Source organism: Haloferax gibbonsii (genome assembly GCF_001190965.1).
Classification (GTDB): domain Archaea; phylum Halobacteriota; class Halobacteria; order Halobacteriales; family Haloferacaceae; genus Haloferax; species Haloferax gibbonsii.
In genome coordinates, this window is the sequence record NZ_CP011947.1 from 2,346,937 (window position 1) to 2,369,126 (window position 22,190).

22 protein-coding genes and 1 tRNA gene are annotated in these 22,190 nt (G+C 67.5%); 9 read left to right on the forward strand and 14 right to left on the reverse strand.

Features of this window, described 5'->3' with window-relative positions:
- The 4 genes from ABY42_RS11870 to ABY42_RS11885 all read left to right on the forward strand — a co-directional run bounded on the left by ABY42_RS11870 (window position 1) and on the right by ABY42_RS11885 (window position 5,243).
- Window positions 1-2,172, forward strand: a complete 2,172-nt coding sequence (locus ABY42_RS11870) for a hypothetical protein (protein ID WP_050459597.1) — start codon at window positions 1-3, stop codon at window positions 2,170-2,172.
- 3 nt (window positions 2,173-2,175) lie between these two features.
- Entirely contained in the window at window positions 2,176-3,966 is a 1,791-nt protein-coding gene (locus ABY42_RS11875; protein ID WP_050459598.1) for an Ig-like domain-containing protein, read from the forward strand.
- Window positions 3,967-4,086: 120 nt separating this feature from the next.
- Window positions 4,087-4,791 carry a haloacid dehalogenase type II gene (locus ABY42_RS11880; RefSeq protein ID WP_004975322.1) on the forward strand — a complete coding sequence of 235 codons (705 nt, stop codon included), beginning with the start codon at window positions 4,087-4,089 and terminating at the stop codon, window positions 4,789-4,791.
- An 80-nt stretch (window positions 4,792-4,871) separates the two neighbouring features.
- Window positions 4,872-5,243, forward strand: coding sequence for a hypothetical protein (locus ABY42_RS11885; RefSeq protein ID WP_050459599.1), 372 nt, complete (start codon window positions 4,872-4,874; stop codon window positions 5,241-5,243).
- A gap of 84 nt (window positions 5,244-5,327) precedes the next feature.
- On the opposite strand, the gene ABY42_RS19980 is transcribed toward ABY42_RS11885, so the two are convergent.
- Complete coding sequence (locus tag ABY42_RS19980; RefSeq protein ID WP_231608286.1) at window positions 5,328-7,181, reverse strand: DUF7282 domain-containing protein; 1,854 nt, start codon at window positions 7,179-7,181, stop codon at window positions 5,328-5,330.
- Window positions 7,182-7,830: 649 nt separating this feature from the next.
- Here ABY42_RS19980 and ABY42_RS11895 point away from each other — a divergent pair.
- Window positions 7,831-8,019 (forward strand): DUF7511 domain-containing protein, encoded by a 189-nt coding sequence (locus ABY42_RS11895; RefSeq protein WP_004975315.1) that lies wholly within the window; start codon window positions 7,831-7,833, stop codon window positions 8,017-8,019.
- A gap of 218 nt (window positions 8,020-8,237) precedes the next feature.
- Here ABY42_RS11895 and ABY42_RS11900 read toward each other — a convergent pair.
- The 4 genes from ABY42_RS11900 to ABY42_RS11915 all read right to left on the reverse strand — a co-directional run bounded on the left by ABY42_RS11900 (window position 8,238) and on the right by ABY42_RS11915 (window position 9,666).
- Window positions 8,238-8,312: transfer RNA gene (locus ABY42_RS11900), tRNA-Val, on the reverse strand.
- Window positions 8,313-8,384: 72 nt separating this feature from the next.
- On the reverse strand, window positions 8,385-8,636 hold the full coding sequence (locus ABY42_RS11905) for a hypothetical protein (RefSeq protein WP_050459600.1): 252 nt from the start codon (window positions 8,634-8,636) through the stop codon (window positions 8,385-8,387).
- 260 nt (window positions 8,637-8,896) lie between these two features.
- Window positions 8,897-9,430 (reverse strand): cob(I)yrinic acid a,c-diamide adenosyltransferase, encoded by a 534-nt coding sequence (locus ABY42_RS11910; protein WP_004969720.1) that lies wholly within the window; start codon window positions 9,428-9,430, stop codon window positions 8,897-8,899.
- Window positions 9,427-9,666 carry a glutaredoxin family protein gene (locus tag ABY42_RS11915; RefSeq protein WP_004975309.1) on the reverse strand — a complete coding sequence of 80 codons (240 nt, stop codon included), beginning with the start codon at window positions 9,664-9,666 and terminating at the stop codon, window positions 9,427-9,429. Before ABY42_RS11915 ends, ABY42_RS11910 begins: the two co-directional genes overlap by 4 nt.
- 187 nt (window positions 9,667-9,853) lie before the next feature.
- Here ABY42_RS11915 and ABY42_RS11920 point away from each other — a divergent pair, with 187 nt between their 5' ends.
- Genes ABY42_RS11920 through ABY42_RS11930 form a run of 3 tightly spaced genes read left to right on the forward strand, consistent with a single transcriptional unit; the run spans window position 9,854 to window position 12,791 of the window.
- Window positions 9,854-10,957 (forward strand): metal ABC transporter substrate-binding protein, encoded by a 1,104-nt coding sequence (locus tag ABY42_RS11920; protein WP_004975306.1) that lies wholly within the window; start codon window positions 9,854-9,856, stop codon window positions 10,955-10,957.
- On the forward strand, window positions 10,954-11,796 hold the full coding sequence (locus ABY42_RS11925) for a metal ABC transporter ATP-binding protein (protein ID WP_050459601.1): 843 nt from the start codon (window positions 10,954-10,956) through the stop codon (window positions 11,794-11,796). Before ABY42_RS11920 ends, ABY42_RS11925 begins: the two co-directional genes overlap by 4 nt.
- Window positions 11,793-12,791: a metal ABC transporter permease gene (locus ABY42_RS11930; protein ID WP_004975302.1), complete on the forward strand. Its 999-nt coding sequence runs from the start codon at window positions 11,793-11,795 to the stop codon at window positions 12,789-12,791. The genes ABY42_RS11925 and ABY42_RS11930 overlap by 4 nt, the downstream gene beginning before the upstream one ends.
- 51 nt (window positions 12,792-12,842) lie before the next feature.
- On the opposite strand, the gene ABY42_RS11935 is transcribed toward ABY42_RS11930, so the two are convergent.
- The 5 genes from ABY42_RS11935 to ABY42_RS11955 all read right to left on the reverse strand — a co-directional run bounded on the left by ABY42_RS11935 (window position 12,843) and on the right by ABY42_RS11955 (window position 17,224).
- Complete coding sequence (locus ABY42_RS11935) at window positions 12,843-14,447, reverse strand: hypothetical protein (RefSeq protein WP_050459602.1); 1,605 nt, start codon at window positions 14,445-14,447, stop codon at window positions 12,843-12,845.
- A 3-nt stretch (window positions 14,448-14,450) separates the two neighbouring features.
- The gene (locus ABY42_RS11940) at window positions 14,451-15,194 is read right to left on the reverse strand and encodes an ABC transporter ATP-binding protein (RefSeq protein ID WP_004975297.1); all 744 of its coding nucleotides are present in this window, start codon (window positions 15,192-15,194) and stop codon (window positions 14,451-14,453) included.
- Window positions 15,195-15,243: 49 nt separating this feature from the next.
- Window positions 15,244-15,585, reverse strand: a complete 342-nt coding sequence (locus tag ABY42_RS11945) for a hypothetical protein (protein ID WP_004975295.1) — start codon at window positions 15,583-15,585, stop codon at window positions 15,244-15,246.
- Window positions 15,586-15,674: 89 nt separating this feature from the next.
- Window positions 15,675-16,328 carry a DUF7504 family protein gene (locus ABY42_RS11950; protein ID WP_004975293.1) on the reverse strand — a complete coding sequence of 218 codons (654 nt, stop codon included), beginning with the start codon at window positions 16,326-16,328 and terminating at the stop codon, window positions 15,675-15,677.
- On the reverse strand, window positions 16,325-17,224 hold the full coding sequence (locus tag ABY42_RS11955) for a GAF domain-containing protein (RefSeq protein WP_050459603.1): 900 nt from the start codon (window positions 17,222-17,224) through the stop codon (window positions 16,325-16,327). The genes ABY42_RS11950 and ABY42_RS11955 overlap by 4 nt, the downstream gene beginning before the upstream one ends.
- Window positions 17,225-17,447: 223 nt before the next feature.
- Between ABY42_RS11955 and ABY42_RS19865 the strand changes: the two genes are divergently transcribed.
- On the forward strand, window positions 17,448-17,624 hold the full coding sequence (locus tag ABY42_RS19865; RefSeq protein ID WP_004969725.1) for a DUF7838 family putative zinc beta-ribbon protein: 177 nt from the start codon (window positions 17,448-17,450) through the stop codon (window positions 17,622-17,624).
- Window positions 17,625-17,646: 22 nt separating this feature from the next.
- Here ABY42_RS19865 and gcvPB read toward each other — a convergent pair whose 3' ends face one another.
- The 4 genes from gcvPB to gcvT are packed head-to-tail and all read right to left on the reverse strand — an operon-like array spanning window position 17,647 to window position 21,887.
- A complete protein-coding gene (gene gcvPB / locus ABY42_RS11965) occupies window positions 17,647-19,068 on the reverse strand; it encodes an aminomethyl-transferring glycine dehydrogenase subunit GcvPB (protein WP_050459604.1) in 1,422 nt (473 codons plus the stop codon).
- The gene (gcvPA, locus tag ABY42_RS11970; protein WP_049905084.1) at window positions 19,068-20,411 is read right to left on the reverse strand and encodes an aminomethyl-transferring glycine dehydrogenase subunit GcvPA; all 1,344 of its coding nucleotides are present in this window, start codon (window positions 20,409-20,411) and stop codon (window positions 19,068-19,070) included. Before gcvPA ends, gcvPB begins: the two co-directional genes overlap by 1 nt.
- A gap of 1 nt (window position 20,412) precedes the next feature.
- Entirely contained in the window at window positions 20,413-20,793 is a 381-nt protein-coding gene (gene gcvH / locus ABY42_RS11975; RefSeq protein WP_004975279.1) for a glycine cleavage system protein GcvH, read from the reverse strand.
- 2 nt (window positions 20,794-20,795) lie between these two features.
- On the reverse strand, window positions 20,796-21,887 hold the full coding sequence (gene gcvT / locus ABY42_RS11980) for a glycine cleavage system aminomethyltransferase GcvT (RefSeq protein WP_050459605.1): 1,092 nt from the start codon (window positions 21,885-21,887) through the stop codon (window positions 20,796-20,798).
- Window positions 21,888-22,190: the final 303 nt, after the last annotated feature.

The window sequence follows — 22,190 nt, forward strand, 5'->3', positions numbered from 1 at the left end:
ATGACTCACAACACTCCCAACCAACACACGCAATCGCCCCTCAGGCACGTACTGCGCGGGTTCGTCGCGGGCGAGGCCCGCCGCGGCTCGCACCTCCGCGGTGACCGCCGCGGAGCCTCGGCCATCCTCGGCACGATGCTCGCGTTCGCGCTCGTCGTCTCGCTCGTCGCGATGGTGCAGGTTTCGGCGGTCCCCGCGTGGAACCAACAGACCGAATTCGAACACCTCACCGCGGCCGAGACCGACTTCGCCGCGTTCGACGAGAGCGTCGCCAAGGCCGTCGACGGCCGGCAGACCCGCGCGACCCTCGACGCCGGCGTCGACTACCCGACCCGCGCGCTGTTCGTCTCGCCCGCCGCCGGCTCCGGCAGCCTCCGGACGACCGACCCCGCGACGGCCCGCATCTCCGGCGCGGTCGCGACCGGCGAGACCGGCACCTACTGGGACGGCTCCGAACACGCGTTCGACACCCAGCAGTTCGTCTACCGACCCGACTACCGGTACCTCCAGAGCGAACCCTCGCTCGTCCACGAGGGGACCGCGCAGTACACCGCCTACGGCGGCGGCGAGGTCGGCGCGACCCAGTCGCTCGTCGACGGGACCAAGGTGTCTCTCGTCTTCCTCGAAGGCGACATCGACACCGCGACGGGCGAGGCGGCGACCTTCAGCGTCGTCCCCCTGAGCGCCGGCACCGACTACATCACGGTCACCGACGCGGGCACGCCCATCACCATCTCGGTCCCCACTCGGCTCTCCGAAGACGCGTGGCGCGACCTGCTGGCCGACGAACCCAACGTCCGCTCTATCGCCTACGCGACCGGAGCCGACTACAACACCCTGACGGTCGAACTCGCGCCCGGCAAGACGTACGACCTGCGGCTCTCGCGGGTCGGCATCGACACCCCCGGCGCGCTCCAAGAACCCGCCTACATCGTCGACGTCGCGGGCGACAACGCCGTCGTCCCGCCCGGTGCGACCCACCGGGCCGTCGTCGAGGTCCGCGACGCGCAGAACAACCCCGTCCCCAACGCGGTCGTCAAGGCCAGCCCCGGCCTGACCGCCGAGAGCGGGCGCATCGTCGCGCGCGACACCGGCACCATCTCGACCGTCACCGACGGCGACGGCCGCGCGACGTTCGTCTACACCGCGACGAGCAGCGTCGACGGCGTCGTCTCCGACGAGTTCGACGTGGTCGTCGAGGACTCCGCGGGCGCGAACGTCGACCGCGTGACCTTCGACGTGCAGCTCCGCGAGGGCGGCGTCACCGACCCGCTCCGCGGGCTCGTGGCCGCCATCGGCGACCCCGGCTTCGTCTACGCTGACGTGGACGGCAACGGCGAGTTCGACGGCGCGGACTACCGCGTCAACGACACCGGCACGGGCGGCGACATCGTCTACGACGCCGGCTCCGACCGGCTCGTCGTCCCGCCGAGCGTCCGAACCATCGTCTCCGACGAGGACATCACCCTCGCGGGCGACGGGGTCTCGCTCCACGTCGACGTCGTCGCGACCGGCTCGAACAGCCGAATCGACATCGACGCCGGAAGCGGCTCTCTGGCCGCGGTCGGCGTGAGCGTCACCTCGGTCTCGGGCAAGAACATCGACGTGACCGCGGGAGACGAAATCGACCTCTCCGGCGCGTCGGTCACGCAGGGCAGCAACGCCGACCTCACCATCGAGGCCGGCGGCGACATCGACCTCGACAACGCCGGGGTGACGCTCACGCAGGACCGCAACCTCCTCTCGGTCACCTCGACGAACGGCTTCGTCAGTGCCCGGAGCGCCGACATCAGCGGCAAGGGCGACGTCCGCATCGACGGCGCGGACGGCGTCGACCTCGCCGGGGCCGGCCTCTCGGGCGTCAAGGACAACGCCGACCTCGAAATCGACTCCGCCCGCGGCGGCGTCAACCTCAACGGCGTGGTCATGCTCGGCGACGGCGACATCCTCGTCGACGCCGAGGGCAACATCTTCGTCGTCGGCGCGAACATCGCCTCGGCGAAGACGGACGTGGAGATAACCTCCGACAGCGGCATGGTCAGCGGCCGCGAGGCCGCCATCTCCGCCGAAGACGACGTGGTCATCACCGCGGCGACCCGCATCTACCTGCCCGACTCCGCCATCGAGGACAAGGACTCGCCCGAACTGAACGCGCCCGACGTGGAGGTCTGAGCCGTGTCTCGCCTCTCTCTGGACTCCCGCGGCGTGTCCGAAATCCTCGGGCTCGTCTTCGCGTTCGGCCTCGTCGTGTCGGTCATCGCCATGGTCCAACTCGCGGGCACGCCCGTCTGGACCGCCGGCGACGAAGCCGACCACAGCGCCAGCGTCTCGACCGACCTCGCGTCGCTCGACTCGCAGGTGTTCCGCGCCTCCGGCGTCGACGCCGGCAGCCGCGTCGCGGTCGACTCCGACGTGTCGTACCCCGAGCGCTACCTCGTGGTCTCACCGCCCGACAGCGTCGGGACGTTCCGGGTCGACGGCGCGGACGCCGTGACCGTCACGGGCGTCTCCGCGGTCGGCCCCGAGCGGGTCTTCTGGAACGGCTCGACGCACACCTACGCGACCGGGGCCATCGTCTACGAACCTGACTACGCCGAGCGCGACGAGGCCCGGATGGTGCTCGAAAGCGGCGTCTCGTACCTCGAAACCGACGGCACCCCCGTCGTCCACCGCCAGTCGCTCGTCCGCGGCACGACCGTCACGCTCGTCTTCTTCGAAGGCGACCTCGACGGCCACACGACCGCGGGCGACACCGTGGCGCTCGCGCCCGTCTCCGTCCGAACCGAGTCGCTGCCGGTCTACAGCGCCACCGACCCGGTTCGCATCTCGGTGCCGACCTACCTCTCCGAGGACGCGTGGGTCGACCTCATGGCCGAGGAGCCCCACGCGCGGGTCGTCTCCTACGTCTCCAGCGGCGACCACGCGGTCGTCACTATCGAACTCGACGCGGGCGTCCGCTACGACTTCCGCGTCGCTCGCCTCGGCGTCGGCGAGGCCGTCGAACCCGACCCCGCCGCCTACGCCATCGCGGTCGAAGGCGAGGACGCCGCGGTCCCCTCCGGCGGCCGCGAGACGCTCGTCGTCCGCGCGTTCGACCGGTACGGCGCGCCCGCCGCGGGCGCGACGCTGACCGTCGCATCGCCGACCTCGCTCGGCGGCACCGTCGCCCCCACCGACGGGGCGACCGCCGTCACCGACGAGTCGGGCCGCGCGAGCTTCACGTACACCGCGCCCGACGGCGTGACCGAAATCGAACACGACACGGTCACCGTCACCCTCGACGGGGCGTCCGGCCCCGGCGCGACCGTCACCTTCCCGCTGGAAGTCCGCGGGATGGGCGAGACCTACGAGGTCAGAAACGTCGTCACCTCGACGCCGACCCCGACCCCGACGCCAACTCCAACGCCGACGCCGTCACCAACGCCAACACCCACGCCGACCCCGACGCCGGAGCCCGAAGATGACTTCACCATCGACGACGGCGAGGTCGTCCCCTCCGACGACTTCACTGGCGAGTTCGAACTGCTCGGCAGCGCCATCAAGAACGGGTGGTACGACGTGCCCGTCTCCGTCACCTTCGTCGTCGACGGCGCGTCGCACACCCCGGCCGACTGGGACAACGTGAACGACGGCGCGTCGCACTCGTTCAGCGTGGCGGGCGACGCCGGCGACGCCCTCTCCATCGTCGCCGCCGCCGACGGCTACGTCACAGCCGACTCGTCGGTCGACCACCGACAGGTCGCGGTCCTCCGCGACGGCGACCCGGTCCCGGAGATAAAGGGCTACAACGGACAGGACGACGCCGCCGAGTTCGTCGCCCCCTACATCAGCGACGACGGGAAGACGATGGCGCTCGACAGCAACCAGGCCATCTTCCTGTTCGAACTCGGCACGACGAACACGCGGAGCAACGCCTTCGACATGCAGGACATGGTCGTCCTCGTGACCCTCTGGGAGGACGACTGAGTAGGCCGCTTCCCTCCCGCCGCGCTCGTCAGGAGCGCCAACCCCATTCTTCGGTCTTTTTTCCCGCCGGGTTCGCACGACCGCCGCATCGTTAACACCCGCGTCGACGTAGGGTCGCGCATGTCGTTCGACCCGGACCGCGTCTCGACGGTCACGTTCGACTCGTACAGCACCCTCGTGGACGTCGACGCCGCCGAGAAGGCGCTCGCCGAGCGCGTCGACGACCCCGAACCCGTCTCGAAGCTCTGGCGGTCGCGGTCGCTCGAATACACCTTCGTCGGCAACCACATCGACGAGTACGAGCCCTTCTACGAGGTCAACCGCGCGGCGCTCCAGTACGCGCTGGAGGCCCACGGCGCGTCGGTCTCGGCGACCGAGCGCGACGAGATTCTCTCGGTCTACCACGAACTCGACGTGTTCGACGACGTGCGCGACGCGGTCGGCCGCCTCCGCGACGCCGGCTACGACTGCTACGTCGTCTCGAACGGGAACCCGGAGATGCTCGACTCGATGGTCGACCACGCCGACATCCGCGACCTCCTCGACGGGGTCGTCAGCGCCGACGAGGTCGGGGTGTTCAAACCCGACGCGGAACTCTACCGCCACGCGGCCGCCCGCACCGGGACGCCCATCGACGAAATCGCCCACGCGACCGCCGGCTGGTTCGACGTGATGGGGGCCCAACACGCCGGGATGCAGGGCGTCTGGGTCGACCGGAAGGACTCGCCGTGGGAACCGTTCGGACCGGAGCCCGACCTCTCTGTCTCCGACCTCACGGCGCTCGTCGACACGCTCGTCGGCGACGAAAGCGGGACGGCAGACTGACCCCGCGGCTCGCACCCGCTCGCGGGAACCGCGCGCCGGATGCTCACAATACTATTGTCGCTGGCCGTTCATCTAGTTGGATGGAACGCCGGCGCGTGAAAGGCGGAATCTTGGCGGCTATCGGGTTCGTTCTGTCCCCGCTTTCGTGGTGGAACGACCTCGTGGTCAACCTCCCGCTGGCCTACGCGTTCGGCGTCGCGGTGAGTCTCATCTCCAGAAGCTGGTTCCTCCCGGGCGTCGTCGCCGGCTACTGGCTGACGAACGTGGTCGGCTTCGTCCTGCTCCACAAGGGCGCTGTCGACGCGGTGTCCGCCGAATCGCATCCGTACACGACCCGACGATTCGCCAAGGACTTCGCCATCTCTATCGGTTACACTGCGCTCGTGGTCCTGTTGGTCTGGTTCGGCTTCCTCACCGTTCCCGACGGTCTGCTCGCGGCGCTCGGTCGGTGACTGCGGCCGGTCGGTCGGCGGTCGTCGTGAAAAATAGTTCGAGCCGACTCGGCGGTGGGACCGGGTCGGCCGGCGGTCGTCGTCTCAGTTCTCCGTTCCGTTGTCGATGGGCGTCTCGGTCGGCGGCGGAGTCTCCGTCTCGTTGGTCGGTTCTTCAGTCGTTGGTTCCTCGGTCGTCGGTTCTTCAGTCGTCGGTTCTTCAGTCGTCGGTTCTTCGGTCGTCGGTTCTTCCGTAGTTGGCTCCTCGGTCGTTGGTTCCTCAGTCGTCGGCTCGCCACCGACGGTTATCTCCGCGTCGTCGGTGATGGGCGACCCGTCTATCGTGTACGGGCCGTCCTCAGCGCCGTCGGACGAGAGGAAATCGAGCTGTTGGTTGTTGTTCGTATCCAGATGCGCCATGGCGGTCAGGGTGGCGCTCTCGCTCAGCGACTCGGTGAGGAAGATTCGGATGTTACTGTCGCTCTCTTCGATGTAGTTCGATATCCCGACGACGTCGCCGCTCTCGTTGTGAATCACGACGAAGCCGCCCTCAGAGAGGGTCGCGCTCGCGACGGTCACGGTGGCCCCGTCGGAGTTCTGGTCTTCGAACTCGACGGTCGCTGTCGGTTCTTCGGTCGGTTCGTCGGTGGTCGGTTCCTCAGTCGTTGGCTCTTCCGTAGTTGGCTCTTCGGTGGTCGGTTCCTCAGTCGTTGGCTCTTCGGTCGTCGGTTCTTCGGTGGTCGGCTCCTCGCCGACGGTCACGTCAGCGTCGTCGGTGACGGGCGTCCCGTTGACCGTGTACGGGCCGTCCTCGGTCCCGTTAGACGTGAGGAAGTCGAGCGTCTGGTTGTCGTTGGTATCGAGGTGCGCCTGCGCGGTCAGGGTCGCGCTCTCGTTGAGCGGTTCGAGGAGCGGCACGGAGACGTTCTCCTGCTCGCCGGGTTCGAGGTAGTCGGTCGCGCCGATGACCGAACCGTTCTCATCGATGACGGCGATGTAGCCGCCGTCCGAGAGGTTCGCGCTCGCGACGGTCACGCTACTTCCGTCGGACTCCTGGTCGTCGAACTGGAGCGACGCGGTCGGCTCTTCCGGCGTCGGCTCCTCGCCGACGGTCACTTCAGCGTCGTCGGTGACGGGCGTCCCGTTGACCGTGTACGGGCCGTCCTCGGTCCCGTTAGACGTGAGGAAGTCGAGCGTCTGGTTGTCGTTGGTATCGAGGTGCGCCTGTGCAGTCAGCGTGGCACTCTCGTTGAGCGATTCGAGGAGCGGCACGGAGACGTTCTCCTGCTCGCCGGGTTCGAGGTAGTCGGTCGCACCGACGACCGAGCCGTTCTCGTCGAGGATAGCGATGTAGCCGCCGTCAGAGAGGTTCGCGCTCGCGACGGTCACGCTACTCCCGTCGGACTCCTGGTCGTCGAACTGGAGCGACGCGGTCGGCTCCTCGGGTTCGGGCTCGGGTTGTTCGCCCACGGTGAGCGTCGTCAGTTCGCCGAAGTCGCGCGTCTCGATGCCGTGGATGTACGTCCCGTCTTCGAGGCCCGTCGTGTTGACCTCGAACGCGATGGTCTCCGTCTCGTTCGGGTTCAGCGCCCAGCCGGTTCGGACGACCACGTCGCCCTCGAGCCGGAACTCGACGCACTGAATCATCGGCACGTCGTTCGGGTTGGTGATGTCCGCCGACACCGTCACCGGCTCACCGGCTTCGACGCCGGACGGCGCGGAGAGGTTGCTCACCGCGAACGAGTCGTAGGTCGCGTTGTTCGGATACGTGCAGTACTCCGCCTGCATCTGCGTCTGTGTCTGTTGCTGTACCTGTGCCTGCCGTGTGTCGACCGCCGGCGCGTTCGGCTGGGCGACCGACTGTACGCCGTCGGACGCCGCCAAACCGGTCCCCGTCGCCGCCGCCGCGACGAGGGCGACGACGACGAGAACGCCGGCGATACGTGTTCGTGTGCTCATGTGTCTGCGATGACAATCTACCGACGCCGCGGGCAAAAGCTGACGAGATAGTTTCAATAGTTTCGCGTGACGGCTGTCAACTTACCTGATGGTATAGGCGGTTAGTCTGTCTCTGATTTCGATACTGGGGGCTTGTTGACTAGTTTTTCTGCAACAGTTCGCGAAACACGATGTTTCACGCGAGACGCTACGATTTAACTGTCAGAAAAGCGAGTCGGTCGCCGAAGCTAACGTGGTAGCTTCTCGTTTATTCGAAGTTCTTGACAGTTTGAGAGACGGGGTCGGCTGAGCGTTTCGAAAACGGAACGGTGTCGAATCGCTGGCTGTTCCGCGTGTCGTTCGAGTAGCCACACCCGACTTCCCACCCGGGTACCGATTCCCCTCTCGACGTTGAGGAGTAGGTAATACAATCAGAATTGTCGTTACATACGAGTTCGAATTTGGGTAATTACACTCGTAATATCCAAAACTTCTTGTACTCGTGTCCTATTTGGTCGTGTATGAGCGAATCCAACGAGAATTCGCGGATTGCACCGTACACGGAGTACTCGCGCACCCGTTCGCGGTGCCCTCGATGCGGGACGTCCGTCCCGAAGGAGGCGGTCGCTGACGCGCTGTGTGCGAGTTGCAAGACGGACGTATCCATCTGATGAGCACGGCCGCACCACACAGTTCCGACGAGTTGGCTGACGCGCCGGTGTTCGACCTCGAATGCATCTACGACGACCCGGAGAACCCGACCGAACTGACGGTTTTTTCCCCGAAGTCGGATGAGCTGACGACATCGTGGATAACGGTCGACCGCGGAAGCGCCGTCTCGCTCGACGACATCGCGTAGGCGCTCGGCGGGCGGCGTTTCTGTTTTCGGTGTTTGACTGCTAGTGTCCGATTTAGCACCGCGGACCCCTCGCTGTCGCTCGTTGTTGTGTGGTATGGATTGGAGCGGATTCGAACCTCGGTCGCTCACTTCGTTCGCTCCCTGCTTCGAATCCGCCGTGACGATTTTCGATTCCACGGACTCCTCGCTGTCGCTCGTCGTTGCGAGGAATCAGAAAATGGGTTGGGGCGGATTCGAACCGCCGGCCTGCTCCGTGTGAAGGAGCCGTCATAACCTGGCTAGACCACCAACCCGACTACGATTTCGATTTTCCGCGCCGCCAATTAAGACTTACGTTGTGCCCCGATTCGAGGGCACAAACGAGCCTACTCGGGTCGCTGCACGCGACGGCGAACCCGCCCGGCGGCACGTCGACTCCGCGTCGCCGCCCGGCGCGCGCCGTACTCGACGCGCTCCCGTCGCGTCTGCGGCTCGGACTCCTCCTCGTCCTCAACCTCGCGCCCGAGCGCCGCCATGAGGCGGCGACGGAGCGGTGCCGTCTCCTCGTCCAGACCGACGTACAGGTGCTCGAATCCCCGTCGGAAGTAGTACCGCGCGTCGGTGAAGTGTCGGTTCATACCTCTGGATAGCCACGGCGACGAGAAAACGATTATGTCACGTGTTACCGAGAGTCATTTGTCTGGGAAAGAGCGATACACTTTAGTGATTCTTAGGCATACCTAAAACTGGGAACGCAGGCCACGCTTCGTGGTCGGTTCCAGTTAGCGTCTGGCCCCTTTCCGGGACGGCGATACCGTGGGCACGATTCGTCCGTCCTGGTCCCATTATCCTCGTGAGCGACCGCGCCGACTCCGGCGGGTGAAGCGGGCGCTCGGACTCAGTACGTCGGCGACTCCTCGGGCACGCCGTCGCGCTTGTTGACCAGTCGCGCGAAGACGAACAGCGCGTCGGAGAGGCGGTTGAGGTACGCGACGACTTCCTCGTTGACCGGTTCTTCGGCCGCGAGCGAGACGACGCGGCGCTCGGCCCGCCGCGACACCGCGCGGGCGTGGTGAAGCTTGGCTCCCGTCTCGCTCCCGCCGGGGAGGATAAACGACGTGAGCGGGTCGAGTTCCTCGTCGGCCTCGTCTATCCACGCTTCGAGTTCGTCGACGTGGTCGGCGGCTATCTGCGGGTCGTCCTCGTCGGGGTCGGGGTTCGCGAGGTCGGCCTGCACGATGTGGAGGTGGTTCTGGACGGCCTCTAACACGTCGTCCACGTCGTCGTGGCCGGTCGGGCGGACGGTCCCGACGAGGGCGTTCACCTCGTCGACCGTCCCGTAGGCCTCGATGCGGTGGCTCGTCTTCGACACGCGGGTCATGTCCCGCAGGTCGGTCATCCCCTCGTCGCCGCGGCCGGTGTATATCTTCATGCCAGCGTCTGGTCGACGAACCGGAGGATGTTCTCGCTCTCGGACATCGTCACGCCGCGGTCGCCGTCAACGAGAACGGGGACGCCGCGCTGGCCGCTCACGCGCTTGACCTCGTTTCGGTCCGAGTGGAGCGCGTCGACCCACTGCGTCTCGTAGTCGACGCCCGCCTCGGACAGCGCGTCGTGGACCTTCTCGCAGTACGGACAGCCGTCGAGCGCGTAGAGTTCGATTCCCATGCCCCGCCGTTGGGCGCGCCGACTCAAAGAGATTTGCACGCCGATGGGCCCGACCGCCGCGTCTCGACCGTCGCGTCGTCGGTGTCCCGCGAGCCGTTGCGGTTCGCCACCAGATGAATTAGACGCGTCAAAATTCAACCTTAGAGCAACAAATCTATATGGTGGCCTGCATCTATCTCACATAGTGATGAACACTAACGCAGATTCGGCCGACCCCAAACTCTCTCGGCGGTCGGTCGTCGCGGCCGGTTCCGGTCTGCTGACGGCCGGCCTCGCCGGCTGTCTCGGCGGTGGCGGAGCGGGAAGCGGAAGCGATGGCTCGAACACCGGCTCGAACGACGCCTCCGGCGGGTCCGAGTCGGAAGACGAATTCGTCGTCGTCGCGTCGTTCTTCAGTTTCTACGACTTCGCGCGCAAGGTCGCGGCCGACACGCCGGTGACGCTCAAGAACCTCATTCCGACCGGCCTCCACGGTCACGGCTGGGAGCCGGACGCGAGCGTCACGCGCGACATCATCGAGGCCGACGCGTTCGTCCACGTCGGGGAAGACTTCCAGCCGTGGGCCGACCGCGCCATCCAGACGCTGAAGGACGACGACGTGGACACCCAGCTCATCAACGTCCGCGAGGGCGTCGAACTCGTGGAACTCGCCGCGAGCCTCGACCGCGACGAGGAGGGCGTCGGCGAGGGCCGCGGGAAGGACCCCCACTTCTGGCTCGACCCGCGGCGCGCCAAGACCGCCGTCGACAACATCACCGAGGGGCTGGTCGAACTCGCCCCCGAGTACGAAGAGACCTTCCGCGACAACGCCGACGCGTACAAGGCCGACGTGCTCGACCGCATCGACCGCGACTACCAGGACATCTTCGACCGGGCGTCGCGCAAGGTCGTCCAGTTGGCGGCCCACAACGCCTTCCAGTACATCGGCGTCCGCTACGGCGTCGAGATGCGCCCGCTCGTCGTCAACCTCGCCGCCAGCGGCGACGTGAAGCCCTCGGACATCACCGAGGCGAAGCGCGTCATCGAGGAAAACGACATCAAGTACATCGGCGCGGGCGTCTTCGAGACGCGCCGCCCCGCGAAACAGCTCATCGCCGAGACGCCCGTCGAGGCGTACTTCCCCGTCACCCCCTACGCGGGCGTCCGCGAGGACTGGGTCGAAAACGACTGGGGATACGAGGAAATCGCGTACAACATCAACATGCCCACGTTCGAGGTCGTCCTCGGCAACAAGTCGCCCGAAGAGGTCGGCCCCGACGGCTGGGCCGACGCGTGGAGGAACTTCGAATGAGCGCCCTCCGGAACGGCGAGTCCGCGGAAACCGCTGAGTCCGCCGACACCGGCGTCGCCGACGACGCCGCCGACGACGGCCGCGGCTCGTCCGGCCCGCTCGTCGAACTCGCGGACGTCGAGTTCGGGTACACCGCGACGCCCGTCGTGGAGGACATCTCGCTCCGCATCGACCCCGGCGAGTACGTCGCCATCGTCGGGCCGAACGGCTCCGGGAAATCGACGCTGATGAAGCTCATCCTGGGCCTGCTCCGGCCCGACGAGGGGACCGCGCGGCTGTTCGGCGAGCCCTCGCACGCCTTCGACGACGGCGCGCGAATCGGCTACGTCGCCCAGCACGCCAGCGCCTCCAAGGAGATGCCCATCACGGTCCGCGAGGTCGTGAAGATGGGGCGGTTCCCCCACGTCGGCTTCGGTCGACTCTCCGCGGAGGACCACCGCATCGTCGACGAGGCGCTCGCCACGGTCGGGATGTCCGACTTCGCGAACCGTCGGGTGACGAAGCTCTCCGGCGGCCAGCGCCAGCGCGCCTTCATCGCCCGCGCGCTCGCCGGCGAGGCGGACCTGCTCGTCTTGGACGAACCGACCGTCGGCGTCGACGCCGAGTCGGTCGACGCCTTCTACGACCTGCTCGAAGCGCTCAACGAGGAGGGCATCACGATTCTCCTCATCGAACACGACCTCGGCGCGGTCACCGACCACGCCCGGCGCGTCGTCTGTCTCAACCGCGAGGTCTACTTCGACGGTCCGACCGACGAGTTCGTCGAGAGCGACGCGCTCGCGCGGGCGTTCGGGACGGCGGCCTCGTTCGCGGGCGGTTCGGGCGGTGGTCGCGCGTGATACCCGTCGAACTGTTCGCCGCGTTGCAGGCGGGGCCGTTGGACGCCGTCCTCGCGCCACTCTACTGGGTCCTCGCGCTGTGGTCCGACCTGCTTTTCGCCGTCGGCGACGCGACCGGCCTCAGCTTCCTCGACTACGCGTTCATGCACCGCGCCATCCTCGTCGGCCTCTGTATCGGCGTGATGGCTCCGCTCATCGGGACGTTCCTCGTCCACCGCCAGCTCGCGCTCATCGGCGACGCGCTCGCCCACACCGCCTTCGCCGGGGTCGCCATCGGGCTCTTTCTCAACGGCGTGTTCAGCCTCGGTGTCTCGCCGTACCTGACGGCCGTCGTCGTCGCCGTCATCGCGGCGCTCCTCATCGAACTCATCTCCGAGGCGACCGACGCCTACAACGACGTGTCGATGGCGATCGTGCTCTCGACCGGGTTCGCGCTGGGCACGGTCCTCATCAGCCTCAACGCGGGCGGCCTCGCGGTCGGCATCAACCAGTACCTCTTCGGCAACCTCTCGACCGTCTCGGCGGAGAACGCCGCCATCCTGCTCGTGCTGTTCGCCGTCATCGTCGGCACCGTCGCGCTCACGCGCAACCAACTGCTCTACGTGACGTTCGACGAGACGGCCGCCGCCGTCTCGGGCATCTCGGTGACGTGGTACAACCGCGTGATGGTCATGCTGACCGCGCTGGTCGTCGTCGGCGCGATGCAGATTATGGGCGTCATCCTCGTCGCCGCCATGCTCGTCGTCCCCGTCGCGGGCGCGGCGCAGGTCTCCCGTAGCTTCTCCGAGTCGCTTCTGGTCTCCGTCGTTCTCGCCGAACTCGCCGTGCTCCTCGGCATCGGCGCGTCCTACTACGGCGAGGCCACCGCAGGGGGCGTCATCGTCCTCTTCGCGGTCGGCATCTACGTCGTCTCCGTCGCCGTCGGTAAGTTGCAGGCGCGCGCCGGAGAGGACGCGACGCCCGAACTGGGGAGTATCGAGTCCTCCGACCTGTAACGTCGCTCGCGTTTTTCGCTCCGTCCGTCGGCTCGGCGGTTTCGAGGCTGCTCATGGTTCGTACCGGTCGAGTCGCCCGACCGCGTCCCGGAACGCGTACCAGCCCGCGCCGAGTCCGAGAAGCGCCGTCGCGGCGACGGCGACCGTCATGGCCGTCGAGAGAGACATCGAACCGCTCTCGATGGCGGCGGTCGCGGCGATAGCCGGCATCCCGATGAGCGCGACGACCACGGAGAACGCCGAGAGCGCCCCGAGCGGGGGGAGTCCGACGCCCCGCGAGCCGGTCGCCGCGTCCGTCGGCGAAAGCCGAAGACCGGCCGCGAGCGACACGACGGGAGCTATCGCACCCAGTATCGAGCCGACGAGCGCCGCGCCGGCGCAGGCCGCCGGGGAAGCGCCAATCGCGAGCGCGGTTCCGAGTCCGGCCGCCGCCGACAGCGCGGTCCCCGGAATGGCCGCCGACAGCGCGTAGCCCGTCACGACTCGTTCGCGCCCGTGGGGTGCCGTGAGCGTGAGCGGGAGCGCGGCGCCTTCGGTGCCGAGCGGGTCGAGCGTCACTCCCGCGCCCGTCGCGACCGCGACGTACGTCGCGACGACGGCCGGAAGTGCGGTCGGGAGCGTCTCGACGACCACGAGACCCACCCCCGCGGTGGCACCGACGACGAGTCCGCTGAACAGTAGTGCGCGCGGTTCGCGCCACAGTCGGAGCCACACGACGCGGGCGACGGCGGCCGTCGGCCGCGAGGCGACGCGGGAGACGAGGCGGCCGCCGGCGACCCGAAGCCGGGTTACAATTGCCGGGTCTCCCCGCGTTTCCCCTGCCTTTCCAGCGTCCGCCCGTTGATAGTCAGTTATCCGGCGCGCCGTGGCGATTCCGAGCCACCACGCGACCGGCGTCCCGACGAGGGCGGCGACGGCGCGGCCGCCCGAGGCACCGACGCCCGCGCCGACGAGCGCGAGGTCGGCGTACCAACCGACCGGGAGCCCGCTCAGGAGCGCGAAGGACGACCGGGTTCGAACGAACGCGAAGCCCACGACCGAGACCAAGAGCGCGCCGAGGAGGAGCCGGTGCCGTCGCACTCGCGGATAGTGACGGAACGCCGATCGGACTCCCAGCGCGACCGGGAACGTCACCGCGACGGCCGTCGCGACCAGCGCCGCGACGGCTACGAGCGTAGTCACGGCCGTCGTCGGTGACGCCGCCCCGGCGGCGAACGCGACGCCACCGGCGACGCCCACGACGCCGACGAGCCGGCCGGCGAACGCGAGCTGGTCGAGGAGCTCCGCGGTGAAAAACGCCGTCGGGGAGAGCGCGAGACGCCGGTGGTCAGTCCGTTCGTCGTCCTCTCGTTGGGCCGTTCTCACGAGCACACCGTAGCAGGTCGCGACTGCTAACAGTCCCGACAGCCCGCGCGCGGTGCCGAGCGCGCCGACACCCCTCCCATCCGCAACGGCGACGCCGGCGGCGTACGCACCCGGGTCGCTCCAGACCGCCTCGTAGCCGGAGACCGGGAGCCGGCCGACGACCGCGAGGAGTGCGAACGAGACCGCGGCGAGATAGAGCACAGACACCATCGGGCGGTCGCGCGCTCGTCGGACCCCGCGGAGGGCGCGGACGCGAACGACGTGTCCGACCTGCCGAACCATCGTCTCCATCGGTCACTCGCTCCGGCCCTCGGTCATCTCCAGGAAGGCGGCTTCGAGCCCTTCGGACTCCCCGTCGCGCTGCGCTTCGCGTTTCACCGCGTCCAGCGGTCCCTCGGTGACGAGCCGTCCGTCCTGAATGACGCCGACTCGGTCCGCGAGCGCCTCGACGACGGTGAGCAGGTGCGACGAGAGGAACACGGTGGTCTCGTCGTCGGCCAGGTCTTCGATGACGCGGCGCATCGTCCGCGCCGACCGCGGGTCCAGTCCGGACGTCGGCTCGTCGAGAAACACGACGTCGGGGTCGTGCAAGAGTATCTGAATGAGTCCGACGCGCTTTCGCATCCCGCGGGAGTACTCTCCGAGGCGGCGGTCGGCGTCGTCGGACAGGTCGAATCGGTCGAGAAGCGCCGAAACCCGTTCGCGAATCGTCTCGGCGGGCAGGTCGCGGATGCCGCCCGCGTACCGCAACTGCTCGCGCGCGGTGAGTTCGTCGTACAGCGGCGGAACGTCCGGCAGAAACCCGATTCGACTCGTCACCGACGCCCTGTCCTCGATGGACGCCCCGGCGACGCGCGCGCGACCGCTCGTCGGCGCCGTCAGCGTCGTGAGCATGCGCATCGTCGTCGTCTTCCCCGCACCGTTCGGACCGAGGAATCCGTAGACGCTCCCCGACTCCACTCGGAGAGACAGCCCTGTGACTGCGACGGTGTCGCCGTACTCCTTCCGGAGCGACTCGGTCTCGATTGCTAGCGGCACATCATGTTCACCGAGTGTCACGATATTCAACCTGTCTCCTCGCCCGCGCTCAGTCCGACTGGCTCCCTTGGACGTTCCCGGTCGGGTCCCACAGGAGGTCGACCGCTCCCCCGACGCCGAGAAGAACCAACAGCACCGGGAGGTCCGTCGGCGCGCCGACCGCGTAGGCGGCGACGCCGATGACGCCGAGCGGGACCGCGGCGAGGCGCTCGACGTTCGGAACCCGGTGGAACAACAGCCCCGTCACCGCGTACCCTGTCAGCGAGGCGAGGAGCAGCGCTTGCACGGGGTCGTGGCCGCCGACGGTGGCCCGAACGGTCAGGCCGCCTAAGACGACGGCGAGGAGGGAAAACAGCAGTACGCGGGGTCGCTCGATAGCGGTGATGGACACGTCGGTCGCTTGTGTCCGGAAGGAAATAACACTTCACGGATAGGTGCGCGAGGCCGACAGGGTCCCCGTCGCACTCGCTCGTCGACCGCCTATATCGAGACGGTGAGCGTCTCGTCGACGCCGGCGAGTCCCGAGACGGTGAGCGTCGCCTCCCGTCGGCCGGTCGCTTCGACCTCGATGCAGACGCCGAACGAAGTCTTCATCCCGGCGACGACGCTCTGGACGCTCGCGCCGATGTCGCTGCTCGTATCGAGCGCGCAGACGCCGATGCCCTCGCCGCGGCGGAGTTCGGACAGGAAGTTCGAGTTCAACAGCCGGTAGACCGAGCGCACGTCGTCGACGGCCTCGCAGATGGACGAACAGAGGAAGATTCCCGACCGGAACCGGGCGGTCTCCTGTTGGGACTCCGAGAGGAGCATCGAGTAGCTCATCCCGAGTTTCGTGAGGTCGGCGAGGTCACTTATCGGTTCGACGCCCTCGCCGGTCGCTCCGGTGGCGGCGAGAACAGACGAGCGCGAACGGGCACCCCGCACTTGTCGGTCGAGCGCGCGGCGGACCGAACGCCCGCCGTCGTCGGTCGCCAAGACGACGCTTCGCTCGTCTTCTTCCGCGGCGACAAGTCGATAGAACACCGATTCGAGCGCGTCCGAGTCGTCCCCGACGAGGAGGATGCTCGTCCCGCTGTCGATTCCGTCCGGCGCGATGTCGCCAGCGCTGAACGGCTCCGCGGTCGAGAGGCTCATTGGCCGACCTCCGCCGGCGCGGCGCGGGATTCGAGAACGGACTGCCGCAGTTCGAGAACTTCCATCGCGGTCTCGGCGAACTGCTGGAGTTCGCGGCGCTCCTCGGCGTCGTAGGTCCGGACGACGTCGTCGATGACACACACTTGGCCGATGACGTGCCCGTCCGGCGTGGTCATGTTCGCGCCGGCGTACGAGCGGATGCCGAGGTTCGAGAGATGGGGGTTCTCGCTGAACCGCTTGTCCTCGCGGATGTCTTCGACGACCATCACGTCCTCCTGGAGCATGCTGTGGGTACAGATGGTGTCTTCGCGGGTCAGTCGGTCCCAGTCGCCGCCGTGGCACGCGACGATGTCCTCCGCCTCCGCCTCGACGAGGCCGATGAACGCGATGGCCGTCCCGAAGTGGCTCGCTATCAGGTCGGTGAGTCTGTCGAAGCTCTCTTCGATGGGCAGTTCGTCGATGTCGTAGGACGCGAGCGCGTCGAGGCGCTCTTCTTCGTCGTCGGGCTTGAGGAAGCCCACCTGCGCGCTGTGATTGATAACGTCGTCGACGACGTACGTCAGTCGGTCGCGCGCGTCCGGCAGGTCGCGGTTGATGTACTCCAAGAGCACCTCCTCGAAGGAGGCGGTGTCTATCGCTCCGGGCGACACGTCGGTGAACAACACGCAGGGCGTTTGCGGCGCGGTTTCACGGATTGCGCGGGCGATTTCGAGCCCGTTCCCGTCGTCGAGTTCGTATCCGGTCACGACGCAGACGACAGCGCGCTCGTCGAGCGCCGTGCGGGCGGCTTCGACGGTCGTCGCTTCGACTGCCTCGAACGTCTCTTCGGCATCGATTGCGGCGGCGACCGAGGAGACTCGGTCGGCGTTATCGACGCACAGAATTGTCCGACTCATCTGTACTCGACCTGCGACTGACCGGGTAAAGCTCTGTGTACCAAATTATCATATCAGATAGTTACCGTCGCCGGGACGGTTTCAGCGGAGGCTGGAGCCGGCGCTCGCCATTGCGGGCATTCGGCCGCCGAGACGGATTTCATATCGTCGTAATTGGTTTATCGTGGTTCGCTCCCGCCCGCGAACCAATATCTTCAACAACGACTACCACGGATTCGACCCCATGAGCGACCTCGAAATCCAGCGCGAATGCCCGGCTTGCGGCAACGACACGTTCTACCTCGCCGCCAGCATGGAGATTCACCTCGGCACGAAGACGAAGTGGCACTGCACGGAGTGCGACTACGGCTACATCCACATCACGGACGACATCGAGACGTACGCGAAAGCGGAAGCGTAAGCCGCGAAAAAGGGTTTTCTCGTTATTCGCCGTCGCCGAGCGCCTGCCACGAGAGCCGCGGGTTCCGCGCGGCGGACACCTGGTCGATGCGGCGGGCGCTGGTCTTCGTGGGCGCGGTTTCGAGCGCCTCGTCGGAGTCGGCGTACGCCGCGTTGAAGGCGTGTGCGAGGTCGTCGAGCGACGCCTTGTCCTCGACTTCCGTCGGCTCCGTGAGCATCGCCTGTGAGACGAGTTCGGGCCACTTCGTCGTCGGCGGGTGGACGCCGTAGTCGAGCATGCGCTTCGCCACGTCGGCGGCGTCGCGGTCGCCCGAGGTCGCCGCGAACTCGTGGTGGAACGGTCCGTACGGGACTTCGAGGTCTATCTGCGAGGCGAGGTAGTTGGCGTTGAGGACGGCCTTGGCGCTGGCGTCCGCGAGGCCCGCGTCGCCGAGGCGGGCGATGTAGGCGTACGCCTTCACGAGGACGAGCCAGTTGCCGGCGAAGCCGTGGACCTTGCCGATAGACGACTCGGGTTCGTACTGCTCGTAGCCGGCGGCCGTCTCGCGGACCATCGGACTCGGGAGGAACTCCGCGAGCTCTTCGACCACGCCGACCGGGCCCGCACCGGGGCCGCCGCCGCCGTGGGGCGTGGCGAACGTCTTGTGGACGTTGTAGTGCATGATGTCGAAGCCCATGTCGCCGGGGCGGGCGCGGCCGAGCAGCGCGTTGAGGTTCGCGCCGTCGTAGTACAGCAGGCCGCCCGCGTCGTGGACCATCTCGGCGATGTCGACGATGTCGCGCTCGAACAGCCCGAGCGTGTTGGGGTTCGTGAGCATGAGCGCGGCCGTCTCCTCGGAGATGGCGGCGTCGAGCGCCTCCATGTCGACGCGGCCGTCGTCGTCGGACGGGAGTTCGACCACGTCGTAGCCGGCCATCGCGGCCGACGCGAAGTTCGTCCCGTGGGCCGACGAGGGGATGATAATCTCCGAGCGGTCGTCGTCGCGCGACTCGTGGTACGCCTTGGCGACGAGGATGCCCGTGAACTCGCCCGCTGCGCCCGCCGGGGGCTGGAGCGTCACGGCGTCCATGCCGCCGATGTCAGCGAGGTACTCCTGCAGGCCGTGCAGGAGGCCGAGCGTCCCCTGAATCGTCCGGTCGGAGCGGTCGGGGTGGACCCCGGCGTTGGGGTCCGCGGCCACGTCCTCCGTGAACGAGGGGTTGTACTTCATCGTACACGACCCCAGCGGGTACGGTCCGAGTTCGACGCTGTAGTTCATCTGCGACAGGCGCGTGTAGTGGCGCGCCAGTTGCGGCTCAGACAGCGCCGGCAGCGTCAGTTCGTCGCGGGTCAGGTCGTCGGGGAGGACGCCCTCGGAATCGACCTCGACGGTCGTGCTGTCCTTCTCGGACAGGAGCGGTTCGTACTCGTCGTCGCGGCTGAATCGGGCTTGGTCGAAGTTCATCAGATGACCTCCTCGAAGGCCGCGACCAGTCCGTCCGCGGCGTCGGCGTTCGCGTCGGTGATACAGACCTGCAGGCGGTGGTCGTCGAGGGCGTGGACCGCGAAGCCGCGGCCCGCGAGGTCGTTCGTGATGGCGGGCGCGGGCTGGTCCGTCCGGACGACGAACTCGCGGAAGTGGTGGCGGTCGTAGAGCGGGGCCTTGACGCCCGAAAGCTCGTCCAACCGGGCCGCGAGGTCGCGGGCGTCGGTGACGGCCCGCTCGGCGAGGTCGACGAGGCGGTCGGGGCCGAGCCACGCCATGTGCATGGCGGTGCGGAGCGCGACCCACGCCTGATTCGTACAGATGTTCGAGGTCGCACGCTCCTTGCGGATGTGCTGTTCGCGGGTCTGGAGCGTCAGCGTGAACGCCCGCATATCCGCGCTGTCCTCGGAGACGCCGACGAGCCGGCCGGGGACCTGCCGGAGGTACTCCTCGCGGGTGGCGAAGATACCGAGGCCCATGCCGTAGGACGTTCCGAGGCCGAGCGCGCCGGCCTCGCCGACGACCACGTCGGCACCGACGCTCGCGGGCTCTTCGAGCAGGGCGAGCGCAACGAGGTCGCTTCCGAGACAGAACAGCGCGTCGTTGTCGTGGGCGAGGTCGCCGATGTCGGCGAGTCGCTCCTCGATGACGCCGCGGACCGTCGGGGTCTCGGCGTAGACCATCACGGTCTCGTCGTCGACGAGGTCCGCGAGGGCCTCGACGTCGACCGCGCCGTCGTCCATCGGGTACTCGCCGATTTCCATCTCCGCGCCGTCGAGGTAGTTCTCCAAGACGCCGAGACGGCCCTCGTGGAGGTGTTCGGGGACGAGCACGCGGTGGCCGCTCGCGCCGCGGCGGAGGCGGTTCGCGAGGAGCGCGGCCTCGGCGAGCGCCGTCGCGGCGTCGTACATCGAGCAGTTGGCGACCGGGAGCCCGGTCAGTTCGACCAGCATCGACTGGTACTCGAACAGCACCTGCAGGAAGCCCTGCGCGATTTCGGGCTGGTACTGCGTGTACGAGGTGAGGAACTCCGAGCGCCGCGAGAGGTCGTCGACCAGCGCCGGCACGTAGTGAGCGTGGTGGCCGCGGCCGAGGAACTCCGTCAGCTCCTCGTTGCGCGAGAACAGGTCGGCCATGGCGTTCCTGAGTTCCTGTTCGTCGGTGCCGGGGACGCCGAACTCGCCGTCGAAGCGGACCTCATCGGGGATGTCGAAGAGGGCTTCCGCGCTGTCGACGCCGACGGCGTTCAGCATCGCTTCCTCGTCGGCGTCGGTGTGTGGGGCGTACGGGCTTCCGACCCGCCGTCCGTTTCCAGCCGTCATCTCACTCCGTCTGCTCGCGGTACTCCTCGGGAGAGAGGAGGTCGTCGAACTCGCTCGCGTCGGCCGGTTCGACTTCGAGCATCCAGCCGTCGCCGTAGGGGTCGTCGTTGAGGAGTTCCGGGGCGTCGAACAGCTCCTCGTTGACGGCCGTGACCGTGCCCGAGATGGGGGCGTAGAGGTCCGAGACGGCCTTGATGCTCTCGACCACGCCGAACTCCTCGCCGGCGGCGAGTTCGTCGCCCTCGGCGGGGAGTTCGACGAAGACGACGTCGCCCAGTTCGTCCTGCGCGAAGTCGGAGATGCCGATTTTGACGGCGTCGCCCTCGGTGGTGGTCCATTCGTGCGATTCCAGGTACTTCCGGTCGTCAGGGATTTCGAACATTGTCAGTTGATGAAGGGAGGTGTCACGATTACTGCGCGCTTCTCGCGGCCGCGGACGAGCACCGAAATCTCGGTCTCGTCGTCGGCGTACTCGACGGGGACGTAGCCGAGGCCGATGGGCTCCGACAGCGTCGGGCTCATCGTCCCGCTCGTCACGACGCCGATGACCTCGCCGTCCTCGTCGGCGATGTCGTAGCCGTGTCGGGGAACGCCGCGGTCGAGGAGGGCGAAGCCGACGAACGTCTCGTCGACACCGGCCTCGGACTGCTGTTCGAGGGCGTCGCGGCCCACGAACTCGGTGTCGAGCTTGACGACGAAGCCGATGCCGGCCTCGTAGGGGGTCCGGGGCTCAGTCTCGGGGTCGAAGTCCTGTCCCGAGAGCAGGTAGCCCATCTCCAGTCGGAGCGTGTCGCGGGAGCCGAGCCCGCAGGGGGTCGCGTCGAGCGCCGACCAGACGGTCTCGGCGTCGTCCCACGGACAGAGGACCTCGAAGCCGTCTTCGCCGGTGTAGCCCGTCCGGGCCACCCAGCACTCGACGCCCGCCACGTCGGCGAACGTCGCTTGGAACTTCGAGAGGTCGCCGAGGGCGGCGTCGGGCGCGGCGTCGGTGACCGAATCGAGAGCGTCCGGGCCCTGTACCGCGAACATCGCCCAGTCCTCGGTCACGTCTTCGACGGTGGCGTCGAGGTCCCAGTCGTCGCGGAACGAGGTCCAGCGGTCGTACATCTCCTCGTCGTGGCCGGCGTTCGGGATGAAGAGGTAGACCCGCTCGTCGCGGTCGGGGAGTCGGTAGACGACGGTGTCGTCGATGATGACGCCCTCGTCGTTCACGATGGCCGAGTACTGCGAATCACCCGGTTCGAGGGCCGTCACGTCGTTCGTCGTCAGGCGCTGCATCAGCGCGGTCGCGTCCGGGCCGGACACCTCGAGTTCGCTCATGTGCGAAACGTCGAAGATGCCGACCGATTCTCGGACGGCCACGTGTTCGGCCTTGATGGAGTCGTACTCCACAGGCATGTCCCATCCGCCGAACTCGGTAAACGTCGCCCCGGCGTCCGCGTGGACGTCGTACAACGGCGGCTTGCGAAGGCCCATACAGGCCCCTGCGAACTGCGATAAGTAATGCTTTGGTATCTGTTCGCTCGGTCTGTTCATTATCTTGCATGAATTGGGGGCGAGTTGCGGGGGTAAACACCACGAACCCGCAACCAGGTGGCGAAATCTGCCGTCCGGGAGCGGTCGCGGCCTGGACGGCGCTCGGAGCGATAAACCGACTACTACGATACAGAACTCCGAAACGGAGTTGCGACGTGCCGCGAGGTCGCTATCCGCGTCGTACTGGGCGGTGACAGAGAGTCAGAAAAGTGGAGGTCACCGGGGTCGCTGCCGCCTGTCCGC